The following is a 23744-nucleotide window of genomic DNA, read 5'->3' on the forward strand; positions in this document are numbered from 1 at the left end:
AGTCACCCCCTTAATGAAGTAGTGCGGTTAGCCAGTACCAACCAAATACAAGTAATAGTCCTAGGGCAAGAAAGATACTTTGTTTAATGAATTTTCGATTTCGTTTTTGTTGTTGCTTACGCATCCAAAATGAATCTTCATCTGAGTAATAGTCTTTGTGACGTTCCACTTGCAAATTATAATAGTCTGTCACATCCTCCTTGACACTGGATAACCTTTCTTTCCCACGCGCAATGAGACCTTGTTTTTTCTCTTGTTCACGTGAGATACTGTCTTCACCAAAACCGTCATAGTAGGTATCGTAAAACGCTGAATAATCTACTTGCTCATCGAGGCTTTCCGGATAGACTTGATCTAGATAACCATTAAGAGAATCTAGTTCTAGTTCACGTTGAATATACTGACCATCTCGTTTAAAACGATAAGATACCATATATTAAAACCTCCTTAAGCCAATAATTGGCATTTTTTGTGGAGCAATATAGAGTTTATCTGTGACAGTTACCTTAGAAAAAGGTACACCTTTAATTCTGAAAGTACGGTGTAACTCTTTAACAACGAGACCAGCTTTATAATCTTTTTCTGTCACTTCTTCCTTAAAGAGTTCTTCGTAAGCTGACACCTGAATCAAGTCTAGAAGACGATAAGCAGATTGATAAGCATAATAGTTGCTTCGATTAGCCAATCTCTTTTCAAAAAGAGGTGAAAATTCCTTTGAGAAGAATGATACGATCTTAACAGCACGTTTTCTATGGTTATATTCTAGTTTGGCCATAACCCATGCAAGCCCCCAAGTCACTAGCGTGATAAAGCCCCAGGTGTTCATCAAACAGATTGGTAGAAGACTAAACATAAGGATACGCTTTGCTTTCTTGATACGTTCACGTCTCTTACCAGTAAGTAGCTGATAAATGGCTACAATCAAGGCACAAAACACATACGGTGTATAGGCAATAGCCATAAAATGAACACCGTAGGCAAATAAAAGTGTCTGATAGAGCATGAGATAGCTATAGAAACCAACCAAACCAAGAACTAAGCTAATAATGAAGGAAACTATCCTAAAGAAACGTAGTGTTTTAATGTCATAAGCAATATTGTTAACCCATAGTGACATTTGCATTAGTGTGGTCATTGATTAATTTTCCTCCTCTGGCTCTTCTTCTGTTTCAAATATTCTCGACTCAAATCGAGCTGGTTCTTGGTAGATAATCATGGCTGAGTACTCATCTACTTGCTGACTTCCAAATAAGCCACATAAACTACTTAAAAGATGTGTTTTTCGCATCTGATAAGTAATATCAACAACACGACAGGTCTTTTTGTAAGCCAAGATCTCTAGGTAATCATTTACAATTCTCTCCAAATCATGTGGATTATCCTCTGTCAAAATTTTAGTTTGCAGTTGGAATGCCTCACCAGAATATGGTTGCTGTAGGTTCATTGTATTTCCCCCTTTCACCATTTCTAAGGTAAGAATGCATAGCGAACATGTTCATCATACGGATACTTCCCATAGGACCTATTATCCGCTAGTTGATGGTTGAAGACTAAGTTCTTGACAGAAGCAATATTTAGGAAGAAATCACCATCTCTTAAATATTTAAGTGAGGAAAGCTCACTCTCGGTCATTTCCCCTTGTAAAGCATCCGCTAGACGAGGGATAGTCAAATCACCTAATTGAGAAAAGACACGATACGTCATCATAGAGAAAATCGCACGTGTCGCTAAAACGTAATCTACTGCGTCCGTAGAGTTTGCATTCAAGAGGATGTTATCTAACGAACTCATTTCCATAATAAATGCGGAATAGTTACTACTTACATTCTCAATCAAATCCTTTAGAAAGTTAAGAGACTCTGAATAACGATAATTGAAGAGCTTATGTGCTCCGTTAATGGTAATAATGCTATGAGGTCGCTGGCTCTTATCTCCCCCGATAATCCCTCTACGGAAATACTCAGATACCCTTCTTCCATTTGCTACAGCGTATGATGAAATGATAGATAACACTTGGTAAAGCTGAATATTAAGAAGTTCAGTATCTTGAATCCCAGAGAGGTCAAAGGTCACAACTTGTTCATTTGAGAAATCTTCAAACTGTGAGGTCGCATTTAAGAAGCGATAGTCCCCCAAGAGACCAGAGAAAGCATTATAGAGACGGTCATAACTTGCAGCATCAATTTCATTCCCCTCTGCGATTTTGTCCTCTTTAAGCTTGTTTAAGCGTTCTACCCAATGAGATAGAGTCGGATAATCTTCTGGAATAACATTCGTAATCGTTAAGTCTTCTTGGTCCATGACTTCTGCATTACGGTTCCACAGACTACGGTCTTCATAAAAGTCGTTTAAAGCAGATGACAAATTATTGAGGTCAGAATTCTTTAACCCTGGATCAAGAATTTGAGCCAAAGCACGTAGTTTATTACGGTGGGCATAGAAAGATTGGACCTGGTCCGTTGTTTCTCCATCTGCAGAGGAAGCCGTCGCAATAATTTGCATGAGGTTAATATGATTTCGATTATTAGTACCAGACATCTTAACATATCGACCACCTTGAAGTTCCGTAAGTTCTTTTAAGTTACCAGTAAGGTCAATGTTAAAAATGGTATGGCCTTTAGCAAAATAGGTATCAATCAAATTACCTAACAGTTTCATTTTCCCGTTTCCTGCTCCGGCAATCAGCATTGATGGAATTTTACGTTCCCTATCTTCATGCAAAAGGTCAAAGTTAACCACACCACCAGTACGTGTTTCTCCCAAGTAAACACCATAGGTATCCATTAAGTTCGTATGATTAAAAGGATAGCCAGCACCTAAATCCCAGACGGATGCTGCTTGCCCTTTTCGACGTAGTGGGGTGTCTTCCAAACGAGAAGCTGGGATAAAGGCTGTATGATATTCGACGTCTTGCATGCCATCTGAAGAAGAGATAGAATACTGATTCAACTGTTGCTTGAGGTCAGCTTCTCGTTCTACCAGTTGATCCAATGTGTTTGCAGCTAATAAAAAGCGAGTGTGAATTTTTTTAGAAGGAACATTATTACCAAGTTTTTCGCGATAGTCTAATAAAGAACTGATACGCATCTTATCATCGGCATCTTGTGCAGCCTTTGTATTTTGAGTGGCTAACATATTCGAAATAGCTTTTGAAGCTAGTTCGGACATTTCACTATTTGAAGCATGTTCTAAGGACATAAAACTGATTACATTATCAACGAGCATTAAATCACTCATCCAAAAGTCAGGTAAACCGTGTTCTGGGTATCGGTCATATGGAACATGAGCAATCTTATAATAACCGTTTGCTTGTCTCCAATATCTATCATCATATTTAAAATCTGGAATATCACTTTGAATCCTACTAATAAGATTGAGGTCATAACCCTCTCGAATATATTTCTTGATTTTTCGTGAACTTAAATCCATGTAAACTCCTTCTAATACTGGTTAGGCGAAACATTCAGTGAATCATTAAAGTTGTAATATTGAGTCAACAACTCTTCCTTCTTTTCGACAGATACAACTTTAGGGGCAAATCCGTGGCTCGAAGCAATAGTTAGTGTGGTACGTGTATTGGAATCAATTTCAGCCAAAGTATCTCCAAACACCCAAATAAAGAACTCGATATTTTGTTGATTGATCGCAATGACTTGTTGGACGAGATATTTTGTTTTCAAAATATCTTCTCTTTGTCTAAGTTGATAAACAAGTCTCTCTTTACGTGAAATTGTGTCAAGATCATCACCATCATTGATAATCAATTCTGGAGCGTTCTGTTCTTGTTTGACTTCATCTAGCAGACGTAGCAATTCGTTAGATTGACTTGAGACATCTGTTGGCAATTTTGTTGTCTGGATCATCATGTCAAAGGCAGTACCAGACAGAAAAAGAGTGAAGCCTACCTTAATGGCTGCTTGTTCTTCATTAGACATCGCTTGAATATCTTGCCCAAACACCTCAAAAATCTGCACATATCCTGAATAGCCATTAGCTAATCGTATCGGTTGATTAGGATAGCCATATAGGATAGACTTCACATCAGTTATCGCAACAGTGTCTAAGAAATCTCTACGTTTTTTCTTATTGAGTGGAACATACACAAATTCCTCTCCGGCACGTTCACCAAGGTCGATACTTTCATATTGTGTTTGTTTTTCCTTCTTCTTCGCTTGTTTTCTTTTCCGTGCCTCTTCTTTCTTTTGTTTTTTATGCTCTTTATTTCGTTTTCTATGTTCTTTTTTTGTCAATACTGGTTCTTCAATTAAACCTGGCATATGATTTCCTCCATAAACATTATTCTTCCCTATTCTACAAAACACTATAGGGTGTTCGTAACCCAGTGACACCTATTAGCTACTCATACTTCTCCATGATTTTGATTGATCACTTCTATTTAGTGCTCTCTGTCCTTGTCTAGCTACTTAAAAACTGTTACAATCAAATAAATACAATCGCAATAATCTTTTTTAGGAGGGTTTTAGGATGCTAGAGTTTTTACAAGATTTTTATTTTTCACTTTATATAAGCACTTGGACCTCGTTTAAATGGCTACTACTTTCGGTTCTTATTGCCATGGGCTGTTGCCTTGCCACTTTTTTGTTCGAATTCAAAGGCAAAACTGCACAACTGATTTGGTTGAAATTCTCGATGAGTTTAACCGCTATATTTGCCTTATTTTGTCTATTTATGACACTTCATGGCATCATTCGTTCTATAGGCCTCTTTTTAGGAGCTATCTCTAGTTTCTTTTATCCATTGTTTGGCTTATTGATTGTAGGTGGTATTATTCTATTCATCATCAGTCTTTTCAATCCATTGTTCTTATTCTTCATGGCAAAGAAATAATGAGAGGAAACCTATTCAGCCGATGCTATTATGTTAAGAAAATAAAAAAACAAACCACCTTTGAAAAAGTAGTTTGTCTATAATCTAAGAGAGGTAGTCCAAGGCTGCCTCTCTTTTTTATATTGGCCAGACTCCAAACGGCGAGGAAGAAAGTAGCTAGTCAAATAAAACTTTATATTAAATGTCCTATGTAACACATATATTTTTTTAAATCGTAACTGTCATTACTTTTTTTAAAAAGTTTATTGAAATTGATTCAAATTTTCATCATTAAAAGTAAATCTATGAAAATATATGTTAAAATTATACTATAAAATCCAAGGATATAAGATGTTATAGCCATTTCCTAATCAAACATAATTAGATTGTATTAATTATAGATAGAAAACTGAACATATTTAACCACTTATCAAGCGGTCTTGATTCCACTTTTGAAATAGTAAAAAATGAAAAAATACTATTATGATAGAAATAACAAATATAATCATAAGTGGAGTGTTATCTATTTTTTGTTGGTTGAATAGTGTATCTGATACTCTCAAAAACCATGCCCATGGGATTAGAAACCATACCTTATCACCGAGACTCGTTTCACAAAACGCAGCAATAATGACTCCCATCATTGAAATACCTAATGCCACACCTGTGCTAAATAAATAACTAATAATCTGATTAAGCATATATGCTATATAGCCCAAAATAATATAAAATAAACTAATCAAAATAAGTAATCTTAGAGATACAACTATACCAATAGTTTTCAACAAAAAGATAAATATAGTAATTGAAACTATTAAAACTATACAATAACATAACCACAAAAATACCAATTCAGCAAAAAATGGCTTATAATTCGATTGTGAATACCCTAACAAATATTTAAATTTCCCAGATGATTCCTCCAAATTTTTTAGTTGAATATTCACAATACTAGAAGCAAAAGGAAGAAGTACTCCTACTATTTGAAAGTAAGAAAATAATACCGTCCTGCTTTGTAACCCTCCACGTTGATTCCAATATAGGAACAAAAGTAGTGGAAATAATAATGCGGCTAAAATGTGTACTAGCAAATAAGAAGTGTTTTTTATTTTTAAAAAACTAGAGTATATATATGATTTCATGACTATTTAACCTGTCTTTTGAAAGAGATAGCAGATAGTTCGACCAATAAAATGAAAAAAGTAATCCCTAAGAAAAATGAAACGAAAATCATTGAATAATCAGGAATATATTCAGATCCAATAGGTATACCATTTATTCTCATTTTTGTCATTGGTTCAAGTAGCTTCAATGACCAATCATAAGGAAACAAATACCATGTATCTAAGAGAGAAAAACTTGTACCAATAATTAGTGGTGATATTGTATTAATAATCATAGCAAAATACAAATTAGTTTTTCTTGATAGCCATAAAATAAATGGAATTTGCCATAATGTTGTCAACCAAATCAATAAAATAGTTAATAGCATCCTACATATACTAATAAGACTTGGTGTGGGTAAAATTAAACCAATTAAGATAAGTATTAGGCTTAAAATCATACTAATTATTAAATTTAAAAAAGCTACCAATATGATTCTTGCGTATTCTACCTTTTTTAAATTAACATTCCTTGATAAATAAACAGAATACTTATTTGAATCTAATTCCAACTTATTTAACAAAGCGGAATTTACAGCTATAATTACATTAATCCAAATAACCCCCCACTGATTCACGGTGGTTTCTGCAGTTAGACTTAATACTTCCTTACCACCCAATGATGAAAACAATAAAGAAAGAGTGACACAAATGAAAGGGAAAATAAAAATTAACCTAAAAATACTCGTATTCTTTATTTTAATTAAATTTGATAAAAAAACTTGTTTCATAATCTCCTCCCTTTTTCATATATAATTTGATTATTAAATAACTCCTCAAGATTCTCAGAACCATCATATTCCTTCTCCAGTACAATCTTTCCTTCATAAATAAAACCAATAAAATCAGCTAGATGTTCGACCTCTGAAAGAATATGACTTGAAATCATGACTGTCATCCCATCTGATTTAAATGACTCTATAATTTCCCTTAATTCTTGAATTCCAATAGGATCCAACCCGTTGGTAGGCTCGTCCAATATAAGTAATTTAGGTGAATTTATTAAAGCGATAGCTATTCCTAACCTTTGCTTCATCCCTAGAGAAAATTGCTTTACTGGTCTCCTATCAATGTTTCCTAAACCTACTTTATTTAATAGCGGAAGTATTGTACTATTTGAAATACCAAGCATTGTTGTAACTACTTTCATATTATCGTATGCGCTCAAATTCTTGTAAAGTGGTGGTTCTTCAATAATACTTCCAATTTTCTGCAAATCTCGACGTGACCATTCTCTACCTTCAAAAGTGATAGAACCACTGGTTTTATTAATTAAACCAGTCAAAATTTTCATAATAGTTGATTTTCCAGCACCATTTGGACCTATTAAAGCATACACTTTTCCCTTAGGAATATTCATATTGACATTATCTAGTACCGTTCTCTTACCATAAGATTTTCTTAAGTTTTGTATTTTTAACATATTGATTACTCCTATTCTATATACTGTTGGGCATTTAGTGTGTAATAAGCAAAACAATATACCTTCTCTTCAAATTCTCTATTAATCCCATTTAATCGGTTCATTGATAAGTGTAAAAAACTTCCTACTAAATTAAATTTTGTATTATATAGATCATTTGTACTATCGAATCGATTGTATTCTTCCATATAAGAAGTAAGATATTTATCCATTTCCTGGAAATAATCATATCTATCTAGCGCCGATGCTACTCCCTTCAAACTCTTCATATACTCTATGGGTAAATCAATTGGTAAATTTTTAAATTCTTTCTTATATTTTCCAGTATAATTCTCAAGGAGAAAAGAACACTTTGTCACTTCATCTTTGAAGAAATAATTTAGATAGTATAAAACTAAATATGTAGCACAAACTAATCTTTCATTTTCTGACAAACTTATTATATGATTCATAAATAAAATAGATTCTTTGCAAAAAATTTCTTCAGCATAGTGTATTAAATTAGGTCCCCCATATCTGTTTACCTCTGGCTTATAACTACTCACCTCTATATCTGAGACAATACCTTTTTCTATCAACATAGGTAATAAGTCACGAACTACTGACAAATATAAAGAAAAATTATTCTCAAAAGAACGAGAATTTACTCGCATTCTTATATGATCATTTGTGTCATAATATCTCATATAAAACATTTTGGGTTGATTATAATTTCTTGGTAGTATATTCGCAAAATAATTGCTCCAGTAACCTAATAGTTCATTTTGTCGTTCTTTAGGACCATACAACTTTAAAAATAGCCAGTCACAAAATGGTAAATATGTTCTCTTAATTTCATTTTTAAAGATTAAATTAGTTTCATGGCTTTCATTTCTATCTATCTCTTTAATAATTGGAACAACTATTTCTGCGTTATAGTTACCTAAATATTCTTTAAAAATTGATTCTCCTTTTTCAATTTCTCTTAGCGAAACGTATACGTATTTTTTGATATTTTTAAATAAAATCTCTAAGTCATCATCCATAGATAAATCTAGCCTTAATTCATTATCTGCATATTTTAAAATGATGTCATTTGGAACCTTGTATGTTTTTCTAAAATTATCAAAAATAACTTTTTTATCAATAAATTTATTTTTAGTTAGTAACTGTTCTCTTATCATTGATAAGTTCCATTGTGCGGTAGCTATCGTAATTCCTTCAAACGAAATTTCAGGAATATAGACTTTTTCCTGAGCTAAAATATCCCATGGAAATAAAGACCAATGTGACAATCCATACTCAAACTCTGATATATCAACCAACAATCTCAGTACCTTACTTTGGCTGTCAGGATTCAACATATTATTCATAGTAAATTTCAATTCATTTTTCCCATCACTTGTTGTAAAATGAAACTTACCTTCACTATATCTTATATAGATGTCTTCTAATCTAATTTCATTTGTCGAATCCCATGATGTTGTAAAAAATGATGTATTGAAGGTTTCAGTGCTATAATTTTGCATTACATTCGCTATTCTTATCTGATTCGGAACGAATGATAGCTCTACATTCATACAATTTTTCTGATCTAATTTTTGAATAGTTGTTTTCAATTGTTCGCTTAATGTATAGAATCTACCGAAACTTCTTCCAGCTTGACCAGAACCAATATTGGCACCTAAATATAACTTGATATCATCATTTAGTTTTTTGATATTAAAATTTAATTCAAATGATTCTAAACTATTATTTTGATTTAATTTAAAATCATGTAAATCCTTTGACCGAAATTCAATACTTTTACCATCTAAAAGAGCCTCCTCGTATTTCTTTTCAAACATTTGCATTATTGGATCACTAAACTCTATTGCTTCTCCTGATTCGTCTTTGTAATAATCAGGGAAACCTATACCAACATCCTTATTTATTACTTCTACAAGAGGAATTGCACAGTTTTCCCCATATTTTCCAATAAATTTCAACTGATATTCTTTAAGTGAATTTTTCCTGCCACCTCTTCTTTTAACGTTATTATTTAACTTCACAAACATCTCTGCAAGCTGCTTTATAATCTCTAAAGACTTTTCCGATAAGACATCAAATCTACCATTAAAATTTGCTATGGAATCTACCTTTAGGTAATTTCCACCAATATCATATTTATGGATATTTTTCATGACATCAAATATTTGAAGAAGTAAATTACAGCCCTCACCTATTTTTAAATCATTATAATTCTCAATCATATTTTTTAAATGTTGTAAATCGTTTTTTAGTCTTCCCTTTTCCAATTTCGATAATAAATAATCTAGTGGATTAATATTACAAATAGGTGGTCTTAGATCTGAAATTAAAAAATCATTTTCAACCAAATTGTAAATAAATGATGTTAGCACTTCTAAAGCTATCTCCGGATAACTGGTTTTAAGTATTTTTATCAATTCTTCATAGTTCACATAGTTTTTCTGGCATTTTTCAATCAATATCTGAACTGGTTTTGAAAGACTTATATTTCTATCTTCCTCAAACTCACTCACTGTAAATGGTAATACATATCTATCCCCTTGGATAAATGCTGCTGTATTAATTTTGAAGGCAAGTTCTTCTATATTCTTTATTTCATAAGATTTCACCAAAGAATATATCCAAAGATAATCTGGTGTCGCTTTTTTAGTAAAACTAATTTTTTTTACATTGGAGTTTGTTTCATTTTTCAGGTCGACTACATTTATTGCGGTAAAAATTCCAAACGGAGTAGTACGTAATGCCGCCCTTTTTGCGTAACTTTTTATTGATATTTTTATTTTTTGTTTTTTCTTTTCGTTACATTTATCAATATTTTTTACACTATGATAGAGACTAGGACTAGCAACTAAAAGTTGCTCCATAAAAACTTTATCTTTTATCAGCTCATCATATCCTTTTTCATAAAATTCCTGTTTTTGCAAAGGAACACGAATCATGCCTCTTGGAAATACATTATACATCTTGTTCTCCTCTCTTAATTAAATAAACATTCTTTCCCACAAGAGTTTCTCATCGCTATAAGGATTTAATAAAAATAAGACAATTCCCGATACCCCCTGTAATATACCAACTGATTCAAATTCAATTTCTACTTCTCCTAATTTTTCTCTATCAGTATATCCAAATATTTTCTGACCTGAGAATTGTATTATTATTTCCTGGCGTAAACACTCTGCAAAATTCACTAATCTCACATTTGAATTGCTTCTACCAATCAAATCGTATATAAAGGAAACACCTGATAGTCCATGACACATTGTCAGTGAATAAATATTTTTTTCGGGACTAGTTATCTGAGCAATCAAACTCTCGATAATACTATCAGTATAGTTTAAATCCATCAATTGACATATTTTAAATAAGGCAAGTGATGTACCAGGAGTACCGTAGCACCAGGCCATCCTAGTAGGGAGATTTTTAAAATCACGATTCAAAATATTATCAGAATATATTTTACCAGGCCATAGTTTATCTTCTCTTCTATATAAAAATACTAGCTTGATAGCCTTGTTCAATATCTCATCATTATCTTCTAAGATTCTTTCTGATCTTAACTTCGCCAATATTAACATTGGACCAACTATTCCATGAGCAATACCTAAATCAAATTCAATTTTTGAATCTATAGAACAATTTTTCACTTTACTAAAAATTGTCTCAATATACTTCAAAAGATACATTCCTATTTGTTTCAACTCTTCAAAAAAATATTCTCTCTCAAGCATTAAATAATTAGCTATTCCACTAAAACCGTTAACCATATCATAGTCAAATGGATCAATAATCCCTTTATCTATATTTGATAAACTTATAATCAACTTTTCTTGAATTTGTTCTTTCAATAGGCGATGTAAAGAGTCCAATAGCTTGGTATAATATTTCCCTGATATACTAGCTTCCCTAATTGCCAATGAAATACCAGCAGTCCCCGCATAGAGAGAGGGAGATTCTATTCCGTCTTTGGAGATTATTTCAACTAATTTACTGATATAGCTGTTAGACAGATCCATATACTTATCTTGTCTAGTTACTTTATATAGCGAGCTATACATTAGAATTAATGATGGAATTCCGTGACTTAAAGATTTTTCAAAAAAAGTATTTTTGTATTTAGATTCTATGCTAATTAGCGTCTCATTTGTACTTTCTGCTACTATTTGCTCATAGTTCGTAAATCTATCAGCAACATAATCTAAAATTTGTTCAATTTGAGGTGTCATATACAATTCCAATCTCCTTATCTAACAAGTTTTTGAATTTCTTACCTTTAAAATTTAAATCATTGAAACTTCCTGTCTCGACTATATTACCATTCTCCAAGTATAGAATTTTATCTACAAATTGAGTAATACTTGGCTTATGTGTAATGAAAATGCCAATCTTATTTTGTGACAATTCAAAAAAAGTTTTAAAAATTTTTGCTTCAGATTTTGGATCTAAAGCTGAACTAGGCTCATCTAAAAAATAACAATCAGCTTCTTTAAGATAAACTCTTGACAATGCAATTTTTTGCCACTGCCCACCAGATAACTGTCTCCCGTCCTCGAACCAATTTCCTAGTTGCTGTTCTAAGTCTAACTGATTAGTTTTTCCTTCTTTCTCATAAAATATTGAATCAATTCCCGTACGCTTTAATGTGTTTATTAAAGCCTCATCATTATACAGTTTTGATAAATCACCTAAACCAATATTTTCTCGAAGTGTTAACTCGTATTTCAAGAAATCCTGGAATAAAGCTGATATCCTCTTATAATATGATTTTTTCTGTATTGAACGAATATTATTACCGTTTATATAAATGTTTCCTTCATAATTATCATAAAGTCCGCAGACTAATTTAAAAATAGTACTCTTCCCTGAACCATTTTCACCAACAATTGCTATTTTTTCTCCTGATTTAATTGAAAAACTTATGTTATTTATCACATTTTCCTTACCATCATATGAAAAAGAAACATTTTCAAACTCGATAGACTTAATATCGTTAACTACTTTTTCTTTTAGATTATTGTATTCAGTCTCACTATGAGTGAAATCATATAGTAACTCCATGTACAGTGATCCATTATAGAAGGAATAAATATTGTTCACTATATTTTTGGTACTCGTTTGCATTGTTGACAAAGATCTAATAAAGGTTGTTACATTTCCAATTAAAATTATTCCTAAAAACGCCTCTCTAACTGCAAGAAACATTATTATTGACTCTATCATAATCTCCAATATTCCCAATAAAATACCATTTCCCATTTTAGATTTATTTATGCTATTTTCCTGAGTAATAAATAGTTGATTATTTTTGTCAAATTTTTTTAAAAAATAGTTTTCTAATATGCCTAACCTTAATTCCTTAACAGCAAAATCATGTGTTAAAATATGGCTTATGTACCAATTTGCCCTTTCATCACTACTCCGCTTATATAACATTTCAAATTCGTTTTTACCTATTTTTAAGTATATATAAATTGAAATTACCGGAAGAATAATCAATAGTGGAAAAATTGATGTTTTCCAATTCAACAAAATGATAAAGGAAGAAATAAATGATACTAATGAAGAAAGTACAGAAATAATAGATTTATATATTTGAAATGGTTTATAGGATATTTGATTTTGTATACGTGTAATATCATCATATATTTCTGGAGTTTCAAATTCAGCTAATGTTAGCTTTACAGTTTTCTGCATGACCAAGTGATTCATCTTATAATGCAAAAGTATCTGTAATTTAGTATCAATATAACCATCAACTTCTCCAACTATGGTAGTCAATAATGTTAAAGCAACAAAAAGTATAAAAGTAATCATCAATGTTTGAAAACGTTCAATACTACTAGTAATAATATTTAACATATTTTGCACCAATAGCATACTAACAATTGGTAAGATTCCTTGAATTATACTAATACCAATCGAGAGCAACAACAATGAAAATCCTGCCTCTTTTACAAGATTGATTGTTTTCATTAAGTTCTTCAGTTGATTTTTAATCATATATAACTTCCTTATCTACCAATAAAGGAGCAAACTAAAAACAGTCTACTCCTCTAAATTTATAAACATATCGGATTATCTAAAACTACAGTAATTATATTAATTAAATTATTTAACAGTTGTTGTAAAACAAACTAATTTCCAACAAGAACCCGGTGTGCAAAGATAGCGACTACCCACAAGTGGTTCATCAGAGTTATTTTTAGTTGTCTTTAAATCTAGGTCGAAATCTTTGATTGTATTTTTCATCTTATATTTCCTCTCTTATTTATATGTCCGATATATTTACGATGTCATTATGTCATCTTAAGTTCAGAATCTGTTCAGAAAAAAAGCATTTGGACAGAAAATTTCTTACAATTTTCTGTCCAAATACTTTAAATTATATCTATTTCTTCTTAATGGATAAAATTGCACTTGCTCCCCCTCTTGCTGGGTTTACCAACTGAAGGTGCCCTCCATGCTTAATAGCAACACCATTAACAAAAGCTAATCCAATTCCGTAATGCTTATTTCCTCTACTATTATCTTCTGTGTAAAACAATTTAGTGCCATTTTTCAAAGTACTATCATTAAACTGGGGACCATTGTTCCATACTTCAAAATAAATGAGAGTTTCCGATTCAGATAATATGACCTCTATTTTCTTATTTGAAAAGGGTGTAAATCTAATTGCATTAACTAGAAGATTAGATATTGCCCGTATCAAATTTTCTTCTTCTCCATAAAAAGAACTGCTTACAAGGTGATTCCCAATAGAAAATTCAACATCGTTTATATTCAAAAGATCATCAACCTCAAAATGTAACTCACTTAGCAGTTCTTCAACAACTATCAACTTTGCTCCTCTATCTTCTGAAAGCATCCGAGTATAGGAAATCAATGAGTCGAAATAGCTCTCAAAAACAGAAATACTATTATCCATTGAAAGAACATAACTTTGTTGACTAGTTGTTAAGGACGTTAATTCTAATAACTCAAGGTTCCCTTTTAAAACAGTTAAAGGTGTCTTTATATCATGAGAGAGAGCAGATATTTGAAATGATAAATCTTGTTTCTCTAATTTTTCTCGATCAATCAAATTTTTCAAACCATCTCCCTTTGTATATAGGGTTGCCAGGATATCATCAAATTCCGTTATTTTAGAAAAGTTTTCTTGTTTAGATAATCTATCTATCCCCATTTTATTTGCTATTTTCTTTATTTCTTTAAAATTCGAAGAAATTTCTTTTACAAACCTTGTTGAAGCAACCACAATACTAGTTATTATTCCTAACCCTAGAAAATAAAAAGTCAACATATTATATGGAACATCCCTAAACTTAGGATTAGAAAATTCTGGCATCTCATTATATCTAATAACAATACTATAATCAACATTGTTATAGAAGTCATAATGCACTGTGTCCAAAATTAAGTTATCTTTTTCTTCTACAACTTTTCTGAATAAAGAAAATTCTTTAGGTATGTATTTCCCCTTAATGATTTTATTTACCTTATTATCTAAAATAACATAATCTAGTCCCAAAGATTCCGCATAGTTTGTCAGTTGTTTTATTGTTTTTTTATCTTCAAAATGATATTCCTCTCCAATATTATGGGACGTCACTATGTTTAGCCTTAAGAAAGAAAATGAAATTATATAGATTATTAGAATTGTAATAAAAAAACCAGCACAAACTTCAAAAACTACTAACCATACTCTTTTTTTTATTGAATATTTTTTAGACATCCCACTTATAACCAATCCCACGTACTGTTTTTATTGGATTAATTCCAAAGCTTGCAAATTTCATTCTAATTTGATAAATATACTCTGAAATGGAGTGAAATAATGCTGACGCATCCTCGTCATAGACCTGTTCATATATCTCTTCTTTTGTAAATACTTTATGGGGATAACGAGACAATAATTCCAAAATATCATATTCCCTAGAAGTTAAAGTTAAAGGGATCTTATCGATGTATAGCATACGTTCCTCTAGATAAATTTCTAGAGGAGGAAAGCTCCTTTTATCTCTTTCAATCTTTAACCTTGCTCTTTCTTCTCTCTTCAAATGAGAATTAACCTTAGCTATAAATTGTTTCAAACTAAACGGTTTAACAATAAAATCATCTCCTCCTACGGTTAAAGCTTGGATAATTTCATCGTCATGAGATAAGGCACTAACAAAAATAATTGGAGAGCATACCTCTTCACGAATTTTATAACAAAATTCTATTCCATTTATATTAGGCATCAGAATATCTAATAGAATTAAATCATACCCCTTAAATTTATCAAAAACTATTGGTACTTGTATTTCTTGTAAAGTTGTGACTTGATAATTCTCAATCTCTAAAGCTGTCTTTATAAGTTTTAGAATTTCTTCGTCATCATCAATGGCTAAAATCTTATTCATCATTACTCCTATAATACTATAAGTAACACACAAATTAGTGAGTAACAGCAAAAATTCGATATAAAAGATAAAAACGATTTTCTTTTATATTGTACCATAATTACTTTTTTAATACCTTATTTTTAGAATTTTCAATTAAATATTTCTCAATACAGTTATCAAATTTCTATCATAATATTGGTAAAGTTATAATGTCATGAATCTAATGGCTTTTTCTGATTGTCACATGAATCATCAATAATTTATGACCAACCACTTTATCATCATACTTTCAGATAACTATCCAAGAAGGCACATATCTTGTATATAAGAGGACTCTACTATTTAATTAGTGAGCGTTTTTACGATACCAAATTTCTCTCAGCTCCAATTAAACAAGTAAAATGTTATAGAATATAACTACTGACTGGAATTAATGAAGGTGCTGTCAAATATTCCCAAGGTTATGCAAGCCTTGTTTTGATGCTATCAATAATTATGTGTAAAAACTCAAGCAGATTGAACTGTACCCCAAAAGTTAGACAGAAAAAATTAATTTTTGAGGGTGTTTTTTATGAAGAAAATATCCTATCAACAGTTCAATCAATCATAACTATCTCCATCTTTCATGTAAATATAAAGGGTTTATGGTACAATGATATTGATATACAAGGAGGTATGCCATGACTTTTGATGTAAATGAAGAAGAATTAACAATTTTAGGAATTTCTTTTGATAATTATTCAGATTTTGATACCGTTTGGTATGCTATCGGATCTTCAATGATTGAAAATTATGAGCCTACTGTTCAAGATGTAATTGATTTAAAAACTTATGTCACCAACAAACGAAAGGAATTAAACATTGGCTAAGAATCAATAGGAAAGTTAAAAGAATTATTTATCAGAATACTGATTAAATTGTGAGTTACTGTACTACCTTTCAGTACTGTCTTACCTATTAAACTAATTCTATACGAACATACGTAATATGTCCCTGTTGGTGTTTATAAGTCAAAACCATCCTTTCTCATACAGGATTAAAGTAAAGACAAACATTCTTTTGATGTTTGTCTTTTTATTTTTTGGCTGTTCTGAATAGGCGTTCTATCATTTCTTTACAGTGTAGTCGTCTGATACTCCGAACAAAGATAGCAATTACAATACTCAACATAGACTAAGAATCTTAACTTACAAGACTGTAGCGAAACTTTGTAAACTAGTTATCACAATTCTCCATCTTCTCCAGCATCAAACTTCTGGAATCGACTGTCACTATCTAAGCTATTCTTCTTTGATAATCTCTGAGTAGGGGAAATAATACTTGACGTACTCCCTTTAGGCGTTACCCTTCCGGCACCATTATTCTCTGCTCTATTATAATTCAAGATACTATCATTGACATTATCTCTAGTACTAGTATAACGTTCTCCGAAACTACTTGAGAAGTCCTTCTTAATTGCTTGACCTACATTCCTGAATTCTGTCCCAACAACCCCCTTACCGGAAGTCATTACTTCTTTTGCGCCACTTATAGCACTATTAAACGTATTTTTAGTGCTAGTTGATAGTTTCCTTCCGGTTACCCCTACCGCTCTTCTTGCTACTTGAAAAGCAGTAAGGTCCTGATCTGTCGTATCAGAAAATGCATTCCAAGTTCCAGCTACAGCACCTGCAGTAGCACCTGCAGCCGACATAGCACCTCGTCTGATATCATTTGTGGTCGACCCTACCACGCTTCCGGCACTCTTAAGTCCTTTTACACCAACTCTGGTTCCACTACTAACACTATTTCTGAGACGGTTAAACCCACTTTGATTTCGTCTGCCAGTAGTTGGATTATACCTACCAACAGCGAAGTTTCTAGCACCGCCACCCATTTTATTAGCAGCCATCGCACCAACAGCCATTGTAGCAACTCCAGCCTTAGTTCCACTTGAAAGGTTAGTATCAATACCTATCCAGCGTTCCAAAACTTTTGAACCTTGAGAAACTGCAAGATAAACACCAAGGTAAACAGCAATCGTCGCAATGGCATGTTGGAATGGATCTAGTCCATCATAGAAACTTCCACCTAGAGTTTTCTTAGCAGCAGACGCTCCTGAACCTAGATTGAGTTTCACTTCGCTATAAGTAATTAAGAACCATTGAGCTACTTTGACGAATAATAGTTGGAACCAGATGGCAGCAATTCCTGTCATAACTTCCTGCCAAACCTCCAAGATTCTCATACTATTTCCGACTGCTGCGTAAGAAACTAGGGGTGAAATAATCACTGTTATAAGCGTTTTGAAAATTACTCGTACCGTAGTCACTAGCAATCCAATAAGTAGAAGTAAAAGAATGATTTGCTGAGTTATCAGTGCAATCCAGTCAACTTTATAGCGAGCATAAGTTGGTAAGAAAGCAGTATTATCAAAACCAAGGAAATAACCTGATTTTGACGTAGTGACTCGTGCATAAGCAATCTTGCCATCTGCATAACGAATGGTGTTGAGCGTAGATCTCATTACATCAGAAAATCCATTGTAAGGTGATTTTGCCTGATTATCTTTCCACTCAGATTCCTCTTTCCAACCAGTAAAAAATATTTTACTAGTTTGAAGAAGAGCAGTTATTGGGTTAGATAAGGCTATACCATTTTTTACTTGTTGCCCCCAATCAACCGAACCGTCTTCTCGCACTCCTACGAACTTAGTTATTGAGGATACTCGTCCTTCACGTCCAGAATAATACTGCAACATGGCTTTATTGGTTGGGCCATAAGTTTCAGTAAAATTGGTGAACCAAATATTACCATCTGAAATGGTATTCCAGTTTTTATCCCCCGCTATAAAATGAGTATCTTCATTATAGCCTAACTTATCTGTATCAAAATCCATTGCATACAGCATTTCGAGGTCAACCGTATTGCCCCTAAATGGCGTTACAGAAAGCGAAACACTCTGACCACTACCCGTTATGTCATAATAGGCTAGTCCTACGGTATCCTTCGCTATAGCACTACCAAATTTTGAAGCGAACACCGGAAGTGCAGTTACAGAAAAAGTTACCAGAATAATATGATTGAAGAATTCTCGGTACCTGAAAGGTGCTCCTGCCATAGCCATTATAAGACGAATGAGAGTTACCAGAACAAACAATGAAATCCCAACGATTTGAAGCCACTTATAAACTTGACCAACAAAGCTATCGGATTGACTAATATAATCAAACATCCCGAACAACTTAAACATGTTGAGGTATGCTTTCTCAATCGCATAACTAAAGCTATAGATACCTTTTGAAAGCATCTCGGGAATAAAGCCAAAAGCTATAAATACCCCAGTTGTTGGATGTAGGTATTGGTCCCACTGTGCATAAAAGGATGCCAATAATAGCTCTTTGTCTTTGTCACCTCCCCAACCTTTAGGACCAACTTCATTAGGCCAATCTTTCGATTGAGAGATCATATCTGATAGGGATGGCCAGACCTTCCCTTGTTCAATCTCAATTGTTGCTTCTGCACCCATAGGTTATCCCTCCTTGTTTTCAGCTGAAGTTTCAGTAGAAGGAGATGTTGGAGTTGCAAATGCTGTTGTTGTCGGTTCAGATGTAACCACCCAACCCTGAGTAGCTGATGGTTTTTTCTTAACATTGAAAGTAACACGACGAACTGTCGTTTTTTGAGCCTCATCCGTTGTACCTATAACGTATGTAACCTCATAGGTATCTTTCTCATTCTTAACGAGTTCAACTTTCTCCAACATTGTGCTAGAAACAGTCGCTACCTCTGGGTTAGTAAATTTAGCGTCGTTATTATCCAAGTAAGCCTTAAGCTTATCCTTGTCTCCTGAATAATAGTATGACAAAAAATAACGAGCCATGACATCAATCTCATGTTCATGATCTTGTATCATTGTAAGACGCTCAACTTTATCTGTTGTGGATACAAGTTCTTTCTTCACGCGCGTGAAATTACTATTATAGACCATTAGCATCAACAATAAGAACACCGACAAGGTACAAGAGCCAATAGCCAAAATCAATGGCAACTTACTTGGTGGTCCTACTTCTTCATCTTCATACACTCTGCCTGTCTTCTCCTTCCGTTTCTTGGCTCCAGCAACTGATTGTTTATGCTTATCCTTATTCGACATAAGACGATTTGGAAGTTCTCCTTCAATCGTTCCAGGTTTTGGATAAGGTGGCATATCAACAAGAGACAAGCCTAGACTTTCAGCATAACATGGAAGTAAGCCCATAGGCCCACTGAAAAAGTTCGAGATGCCTTCATATGTTGTTTTCTCAAACCGTTTATCACGGTGTGCTTCTTCTATAAGTGGGGTAACGAGTTCCTTATAATCTTTCGTAATAACAAAAGGGGTAATCTGAGGTTGTCCTTCAATACTAGGGACTCCCGTAGTTGGTCGTGTCACACGACCATTTTGTTCCATCGGTTGACTAGCAAGAGCAATTCCTTTTAAGGTAAATTCAGAATAACGCTTTTTGATTTCTCGAAAAAGTAATTCTGCTTGTTTAAAAGTTAGGAATGGTAGACTTTGAGCAATACTTTCCTTTTTATTACTAGGGAAATATTCAGTATCTAAGTCATCAATGATATCTGCTAACTCTTCATCCTTTTTAGGATTTGCATTTCCTTTCCACTCAATATAAAGAAACAAGGCATCGGGAAACAATACCTTGCGATTCCCCTTTATGGTAAGTAATTCTTTTTCCATAAAGTATACCTCTTAAAGACTTATTTTGGTTGCCAAAGATAAGTAACGATTGTACTTATCGCAGAACCAACACATAGTGCAATTGCAATCCACATTAGCCAATCAAGTGCTACTGTTCGTTTCTTATCTCCCATCATTAACAAAGCTGAAGCAACTAAACCGAATACTACTGCAGCTCCTGGGAATATAATACGCAACATACCTGCAACGTCATTAAGCGTATTTGTTGCTTCATTAGCTGGGTTAGCAGCATTTCCTCCAGTTTGCTCCGCAAAAGCAAGGGATACAGAGTTTAACGTCAACAAAGCAGTCATTCCTAGTGTTGATGCCTTTGTCTTCACGTTGTTCAAAAATGTGTTTTCTTTCAAAACAGCCTCCTTAAAAATTTAATATCTGTAGTCTACAATATTCCATCTACGAGTCACAACCTAGTGACACCCCTTAAGAAGTAAGCAAATAGTTACCATACTCCTCTGGAGGTATCCGTTTGACACTAATATGCGTCTGACGCCTATCTTGAACTGTCTTTCTACCTGAGTTACCATACGCAAACGTTCCTGGTGCATGTCCAGATAAAGACACATCAACCATAAAGTAATCTTGTGGCTTTCGCCCAAGGAAATACAATTGCTCAAAGATTTCATCAGTTAATACTTCATCAATAGTTCTCTCTAAAGGCCTTGCTCCATCTTCTGGGCTAACACCGACACTACTGAGATATTCATAGAAGTATTTTTTGCCATCGATAGTTTGGTCACCATCCATAACATCCTCATAATTAATAAGGATATGATGCTCTTTAAACCAACTGCTCTCATGTACAGCCATTTTTGAATAGACAATCTTATCAATGGTTTGTTTCGTCAAGATATTAGTCACTTCAATTTTCCAACGGTTGATAAATTCAGGACGTTTAAAGATCTTGATTAACTCGTCTCTCATGTCCTTCATGAACTCTTTATAGTCAGTCTTGTTCATTTCTGTAAAGGTCTGACCAGAGGTGATATATTTATCTTTGATTCGCTTATGCCCCACGTTTGATGTTGCAATGATAAACGTATTCTTAAAATTGATTTTTCGTCCACGTCCGTCAGTTAAATGCCCGTCATCAAGCATTTGCAAATATAAAGCCCATACATCTGGATGAGCCTTTTCTAACTCGTCCAATAGTACTAACGAGTAGGGATTCTTCTTAATTTTTTCCGTTAAGTCACCTTTTCGCTCGTCATTTCCTATAAGACGAACAACAGCATTATCAGTCATGTATTCTGACATATCCAGCCGAATCATCGCTTCTTCACTACCAAACAGTTGTTTTGCTGCTTGTTTCGCCAATTCAGTTTTACCTGTACCTGTTGTTCCAAGTAGAAGAAGAGTTCCTAGAGGTCTTCGCTTGTTCTGCCCACCCTGGATACCTTTATACATAAGGCGTGCTATAGTTCGAATCACATGGTCTTGCCCCTTAACAACAGCACGCATCCCTTCCGCAAAATCCACTGGAGTTGAGGACGTGCGTAGTAGACTTTCCATAGGAATACCTTTTTTACGGTGAATGACACTCGCAATATCTTTTAAGGTAATCTCTGATTTCCCATCGATATTTGCAGTCGCTGAAGCTTCATCAATAATATCAATAGCTTTATCCGGAAGCATTTTATCCGTGACATAACGAATAGATAATTCTACTGCTGCCTTAATGGCATCAGTAGGAATCTCAATATCAAGTTCTCGTTTATACTTGGGACGACGTTTTTTCAAGACCAAAATAGATGCCTCTTTGTCCAGTTCATCAACGTAAACTGGTTGCAGACGTCGTTCCATCGCTGGATCTCGTTCGATAATCATAAACTCATCAGCTGTAGTGGCTGAAATAAGATAGATTTCCCCACGAGATAAGGCTGGTTTCAAGCTATTAGCGACGTCAAGAGCACTTCCCTCAACCCCAGTACCCATAATGGTATGCACTTCATCAATAAAGAGGATAAACTCATCTTTATGAGCCATAAACTCTTTAATCAATCCGTCCATTTTGGCAATGATGTTCACCTCTTTACCTGTATGGTCAAATTCTTTCCCTTGGATAGCAGATAATTCTAGTTGCTTAACCTGCTTACCTTGGAAACGTGTTGGGACGTGGGCTTTCTTGTTAAGAATATCCGCACAAATTCCTTCTACAATAGCTGTTTTACCTACACCAGCTTCACCAATTAGTACAGGAGAGTTTTTTTCTAATCGATTCAGTGAGATAAAGACTTGTCTGATTTCATCTTGTCTACCCCAAGCCACAAAATCTTGACGCTTGGGTCTGATTTTCTCAGTAAGGTCTGTTGTGTATTTGTCAATATAAGGAGTCTTACTAAGATTATGGTTAATCCTCTCCTTCATCTATTTATACTTCCTTCCTAAACGTTCTGCAGCCTTATCCATTAAGTAGCGACGGTTTTTCGAGCCATCATCTCTCAACTCTGGGTAACAGTTCTTATCAATTGGATAATAACGTTTCTTTGTCCGACGGTGTGCATGAATAAATTCCCAGAACTTATTTCCACCAGACGAAGAAGGGATCATCCAATAAATCGTTAAAGTCATTGTACAGAGTAAATTGATTAGGAACTTCAGCTCCTGCCCTCTAGGGAAAAATATATCCCTGAATTGTAGCGGAAAAACAAAACTCCCTACTATAATGAAGGCTTTCATTACCGGAACACCGTAGTACTTTACCTGCGTGTAAAGACCACGAGGCAGTCCCCAGCTCCCCTCTTGTTGTTGATTTTCTTCTTGATTCATCCAGTACCTCCTAGAAGTCAATATCCATCATTGGTTGAATATTACTTTCAAAATAAAGGAAATAACGGAATTTCTCAGTCAAAAGCTCCACTTGATCCCTCTGAATACAAATAGAACCTTTCTCTCCAAAATCAATATCCAAAAGGTCCGTACATTCAATACGGCATTGGTTTAAGTGTGTCTTAACTACCTCAATGGATGTTTCAGAGTCATGATTTACGTTACTTGAGACAAAACTACGAAAGTTCTTCCAACCAACTTCTTTATCAATGATTTGATGTAGGCGTTCTAAACCGTCTGCCCATTTCCCTCTAAAAATTTGAAGGGGTTCATTCATCGCGTTACCTCGCTGATATTTCATCAATAGGCAGTCCTGGTTAAGTAAATAGCGTTGTTCGTCAATTGTCATAATCGTTAATAAAGTCCTTTCTTTCCTT

At 33.7% G+C, this 23744-nt stretch carries 22 protein-coding genes; 2 read left to right on the forward strand and 20 right to left on the reverse strand.

Features of this window, described 5'->3' with window-relative positions:
• Positions 1-10 precede the first annotated feature (10 nt).
• From HMPREF2877_RS01150 to HMPREF2877_RS01170, 5 genes are read right to left on the reverse strand one after another with little or no spacing between them, the layout of a single operon-like run.
• Entirely contained in the window at positions 11-433 is a 423-nt protein-coding gene (locus tag HMPREF2877_RS01150) for a hypothetical protein (protein WP_070578147.1), read from the reverse strand.
• A gap of 3 nt (positions 434-436) precedes the next feature.
• The gene (locus tag HMPREF2877_RS01155) at positions 437-1135 is read right to left on the reverse strand and encodes a hypothetical protein (RefSeq protein WP_070578150.1); all 699 of its coding nucleotides are present in this window, start codon (positions 1133-1135) and stop codon (positions 437-439) included.
• 3 nt (positions 1136-1138) lie between these two features.
• The gene (locus HMPREF2877_RS01160; protein ID WP_230310572.1) at positions 1139-1444 is read right to left on the reverse strand and encodes a hypothetical protein; all 306 of its coding nucleotides are present in this window, start codon (positions 1442-1444) and stop codon (positions 1139-1141) included.
• Between the two features lie 23 nt (positions 1445-1467).
• Positions 1468-3429, reverse strand: a complete 1962-nt coding sequence (locus tag HMPREF2877_RS01165) for a TraG/VirB4 family ATPase (RefSeq protein WP_070578153.1) — start codon at positions 3427-3429, stop codon at positions 1468-1470.
• Positions 3430-3440: 11 nt separating this feature from the next.
• Positions 3441-4277: a hypothetical protein gene (locus HMPREF2877_RS01170; protein ID WP_256262903.1), complete on the reverse strand. Its 837-nt coding sequence runs from the start codon at positions 4275-4277 to the stop codon at positions 3441-3443.
• Positions 4278-4485: 208 nt separating this feature from the next.
• Here HMPREF2877_RS01170 and HMPREF2877_RS01175 point away from each other — a divergent pair, with 208 nt between their 5' ends.
• The gene (locus HMPREF2877_RS01175; RefSeq protein WP_070578158.1) at positions 4486-4848 is read left to right on the forward strand and encodes a hypothetical protein; all 363 of its coding nucleotides are present in this window, start codon (positions 4486-4488) and stop codon (positions 4846-4848) included.
• A gap of 398 nt (positions 4849-5246) precedes the next feature.
• Here the strand turns inward: HMPREF2877_RS01175 and HMPREF2877_RS01180 are convergent, their stop codons facing one another.
• The 9 genes from HMPREF2877_RS01180 to HMPREF2877_RS01215 form a co-directional block, all read right to left on the reverse strand.
• On the reverse strand, positions 5247-5969 hold the full coding sequence (locus HMPREF2877_RS01180; RefSeq protein WP_070578162.1) for a lantibiotic immunity ABC transporter MutG family permease subunit: 723 nt from the start codon (positions 5967-5969) through the stop codon (positions 5247-5249).
• Positions 5970-5971: 2 nt separating this feature from the next.
• Positions 5972-6721 (reverse strand): lantibiotic immunity ABC transporter MutE/EpiE family permease subunit, encoded by a 750-nt coding sequence (locus HMPREF2877_RS01185; protein WP_070578165.1) that lies wholly within the window; start codon positions 6719-6721, stop codon positions 5972-5974.
• Positions 6718-7413, reverse strand: coding sequence for a lantibiotic protection ABC transporter ATP-binding protein (locus HMPREF2877_RS01190; protein ID WP_070578169.1), 696 nt, complete (start codon positions 7411-7413; stop codon positions 6718-6720). Before HMPREF2877_RS01190 ends, HMPREF2877_RS01185 begins: the two co-directional genes overlap by 4 nt.
• A gap of 11 nt (positions 7414-7424) precedes the next feature.
• On the reverse strand, positions 7425-10385 hold the full coding sequence (locus tag HMPREF2877_RS01195) for a lantibiotic dehydratase (RefSeq protein WP_070578173.1): 2961 nt from the start codon (positions 10383-10385) through the stop codon (positions 7425-7427).
• An 18-nt stretch (positions 10386-10403) separates the two neighbouring features.
• Positions 10404-11645, reverse strand: coding sequence for a lanthionine synthetase C family protein (locus HMPREF2877_RS01200; protein ID WP_037601598.1), 1242 nt, complete (start codon positions 11643-11645; stop codon positions 10404-10406).
• Entirely contained in the window at positions 11629-13419 is a 1791-nt protein-coding gene (locus HMPREF2877_RS01205) for an ABC transporter ATP-binding protein (protein ID WP_037601595.1), read from the reverse strand. Before HMPREF2877_RS01205 ends, HMPREF2877_RS01200 begins: the two co-directional genes overlap by 17 nt.
• Before the next feature lie 108 nt (positions 13420-13527).
• The gene (locus HMPREF2877_RS10480; RefSeq protein ID WP_037601592.1) at positions 13528-13668 is read right to left on the reverse strand and encodes a lantibiotic streptin; all 141 of its coding nucleotides are present in this window, start codon (positions 13666-13668) and stop codon (positions 13528-13530) included.
• Between the two features lie 139 nt (positions 13669-13807).
• Positions 13808-15151, reverse strand: a complete 1344-nt coding sequence (locus HMPREF2877_RS01210; RefSeq protein WP_070578178.1) for a sensor histidine kinase — start codon at positions 15149-15151, stop codon at positions 13808-13810.
• Complete coding sequence (locus HMPREF2877_RS01215; protein WP_070578183.1) at positions 15144-15821, reverse strand: response regulator transcription factor; 678 nt, start codon at positions 15819-15821, stop codon at positions 15144-15146. Before HMPREF2877_RS01215 ends, HMPREF2877_RS01210 begins: the two co-directional genes overlap by 8 nt.
• A gap of 662 nt (positions 15822-16483) precedes the next feature.
• Here HMPREF2877_RS01215 and HMPREF2877_RS01220 point away from each other — a divergent pair.
• Positions 16484-16672, forward strand: coding sequence for a hypothetical protein (locus tag HMPREF2877_RS01220; RefSeq protein ID WP_070578186.1), 189 nt, complete (start codon positions 16484-16486; stop codon positions 16670-16672).
• A 353-nt stretch (positions 16673-17025) separates the two neighbouring features.
• On the opposite strand, the gene HMPREF2877_RS01225 is transcribed toward HMPREF2877_RS01220, so the two are convergent.
• The 6 genes from HMPREF2877_RS01225 to HMPREF2877_RS01250 form a co-directional block, all read right to left on the reverse strand.
• The gene (locus HMPREF2877_RS01225) at positions 17026-19311 is read right to left on the reverse strand and encodes a DUF8208 domain-containing protein (protein WP_070578190.1); all 2286 of its coding nucleotides are present in this window, start codon (positions 19309-19311) and stop codon (positions 17026-17028) included.
• 3 nt (positions 19312-19314) lie between these two features.
• A complete protein-coding gene (locus HMPREF2877_RS01230) occupies positions 19315-20520 on the reverse strand; it encodes a hypothetical protein (protein WP_070578193.1) in 1206 nt (401 codons plus the stop codon).
• Between the two features lie 20 nt (positions 20521-20540).
• Positions 20541-20861 (reverse strand): hypothetical protein, encoded by a 321-nt coding sequence (locus HMPREF2877_RS01235; RefSeq protein WP_256262912.1) that lies wholly within the window; start codon positions 20859-20861, stop codon positions 20541-20543.
• Between the two features lie 100 nt (positions 20862-20961).
• Positions 20962-22905, reverse strand: coding sequence for an AAA family ATPase (locus tag HMPREF2877_RS01240; RefSeq protein WP_070578198.1), 1944 nt, complete (start codon positions 22903-22905; stop codon positions 20962-20964).
• Entirely contained in the window at positions 22906-23307 is a 402-nt protein-coding gene (locus tag HMPREF2877_RS01245) for a hypothetical protein (RefSeq protein WP_002892432.1), read from the reverse strand. It abuts the gene before it with no gap.
• Positions 23308-23317: 10 nt separating this feature from the next.
• A complete protein-coding gene (locus tag HMPREF2877_RS01250) occupies positions 23318-23716 on the reverse strand; it encodes a hypothetical protein (RefSeq protein WP_070578201.1) in 399 nt (132 codons plus the stop codon).
• Positions 23717-23744: the final 28 nt, after the last annotated feature.

Source organism: Streptococcus sp. HMSC072D03, assembly GCF_001812855.1.
Lineage (GTDB): Bacteria > Bacillota > Bacilli > Lactobacillales > Streptococcaceae > Streptococcus > Streptococcus salivarius_D.

What these genes read in the sequence shown, in the direction of transcription:
- HMPREF2877_RS01170 (WP_256262903.1), bottom strand. Translation starts at nt 4,277, where the DNA reads ATGCCAGGTTTAATTGAAGAACCAGTATTGACAAAAAAAGAACATAGA.
- HMPREF2877_RS01230 (WP_070578193.1), bottom strand. Translation starts at nt 20,520, where the DNA reads ATGGAAAAAGAATTACTTACCATAAAGGGGAATCGCAAGGTATTGTTT.
- HMPREF2877_RS01200 (WP_037601598.1), bottom strand. Translation starts at nt 11,645, where the DNA reads ATGACACCTCAAATTGAACAAATTTTAGATTATGTTGCTGATAGATTT.
- HMPREF2877_RS01165 (WP_070578153.1), bottom strand. Translation starts at nt 3,429, where the DNA reads ATGGATTTAAGTTCACGAAAAATCAAGAAATATATTCGAGAGGGTTAT.
- HMPREF2877_RS01150 (WP_070578147.1), bottom strand. Translation starts at nt 433, where the DNA reads ATGGTATCTTATCGTTTTAAACGAGATGGTCAGTATATTCAACGTGAA.
- HMPREF2877_RS01215 (WP_070578183.1), bottom strand. Translation starts at nt 15,821, where the DNA reads ATGAATAAGATTTTAGCCATTGATGATGACGAAGAAATTCTAAAACTT.
- HMPREF2877_RS01155 (WP_070578150.1), bottom strand. Translation starts at nt 1,135, where the DNA reads ATGACCACACTAATGCAAATGTCACTATGGGTTAACAATATTGCTTAT.
- HMPREF2877_RS01240 (WP_070578198.1), bottom strand. Translation starts at nt 22,905, where the DNA reads ATGAAGGAGAGGATTAACCATAATCTTAGTAAGACTCCTTATATTGAC.
- HMPREF2877_RS01250 (WP_070578201.1), bottom strand. Translation starts at nt 23,716, where the DNA reads ATGACAATTGACGAACAACGCTATTTACTTAACCAGGACTGCCTATTG.
- HMPREF2877_RS10480 (WP_037601592.1), bottom strand. Translation starts at nt 13,668, where the DNA reads ATGAAAAATACAATCAAAGATTTCGACCTAGATTTAAAGACAACTAAA.
- HMPREF2877_RS01180 (WP_070578162.1), bottom strand. Translation starts at nt 5,969, where the DNA reads ATGAAATCATATATATACTCTAGTTTTTTAAAAATAAAAAACACTTCT.
- HMPREF2877_RS01205 (WP_037601595.1), bottom strand. Translation starts at nt 13,419, where the DNA reads ATGATTAAAAATCAACTGAAGAACTTAATGAAAACAATCAATCTTGTA.
- HMPREF2877_RS01220 (WP_070578186.1), top strand. Translation starts at nt 16,484, where the DNA reads ATGACTTTTGATGTAAATGAAGAAGAATTAACAATTTTAGGAATTTCT.
- HMPREF2877_RS01190 (WP_070578169.1), bottom strand. Translation starts at nt 7,413, where the DNA reads ATGTTAAAAATACAAAACTTAAGAAAATCTTATGGTAAGAGAACGGTA.
- HMPREF2877_RS01245 (WP_002892432.1), bottom strand. Translation starts at nt 23,307, where the DNA reads ATGAATCAAGAAGAAAATCAACAACAAGAGGGGAGCTGGGGACTGCCT.
- HMPREF2877_RS01160 (WP_230310572.1), bottom strand. Translation starts at nt 1,444, where the DNA reads ATGAACCTACAGCAACCATATTCTGGTGAGGCATTCCAACTGCAAACT.
- HMPREF2877_RS01210 (WP_070578178.1), bottom strand. Translation starts at nt 15,151, where the DNA reads ATGTCTAAAAAATATTCAATAAAAAAAAGAGTATGGTTAGTAGTTTTT.
- HMPREF2877_RS01225 (WP_070578190.1), bottom strand. Translation starts at nt 19,311, where the DNA reads ATGGGTGCAGAAGCAACAATTGAGATTGAACAAGGGAAGGTCTGGCCA.
- HMPREF2877_RS01185 (WP_070578165.1), bottom strand. Translation starts at nt 6,721, where the DNA reads ATGAAACAAGTTTTTTTATCAAATTTAATTAAAATAAAGAATACGAGT.
- HMPREF2877_RS01175 (WP_070578158.1), top strand. Translation starts at nt 4,486, where the DNA reads ATGCTAGAGTTTTTACAAGATTTTTATTTTTCACTTTATATAAGCACT.
- HMPREF2877_RS01195 (WP_070578173.1), bottom strand. Translation starts at nt 10,385, where the DNA reads ATGTATAATGTATTTCCAAGAGGCATGATTCGTGTTCCTTTGCAAAAA.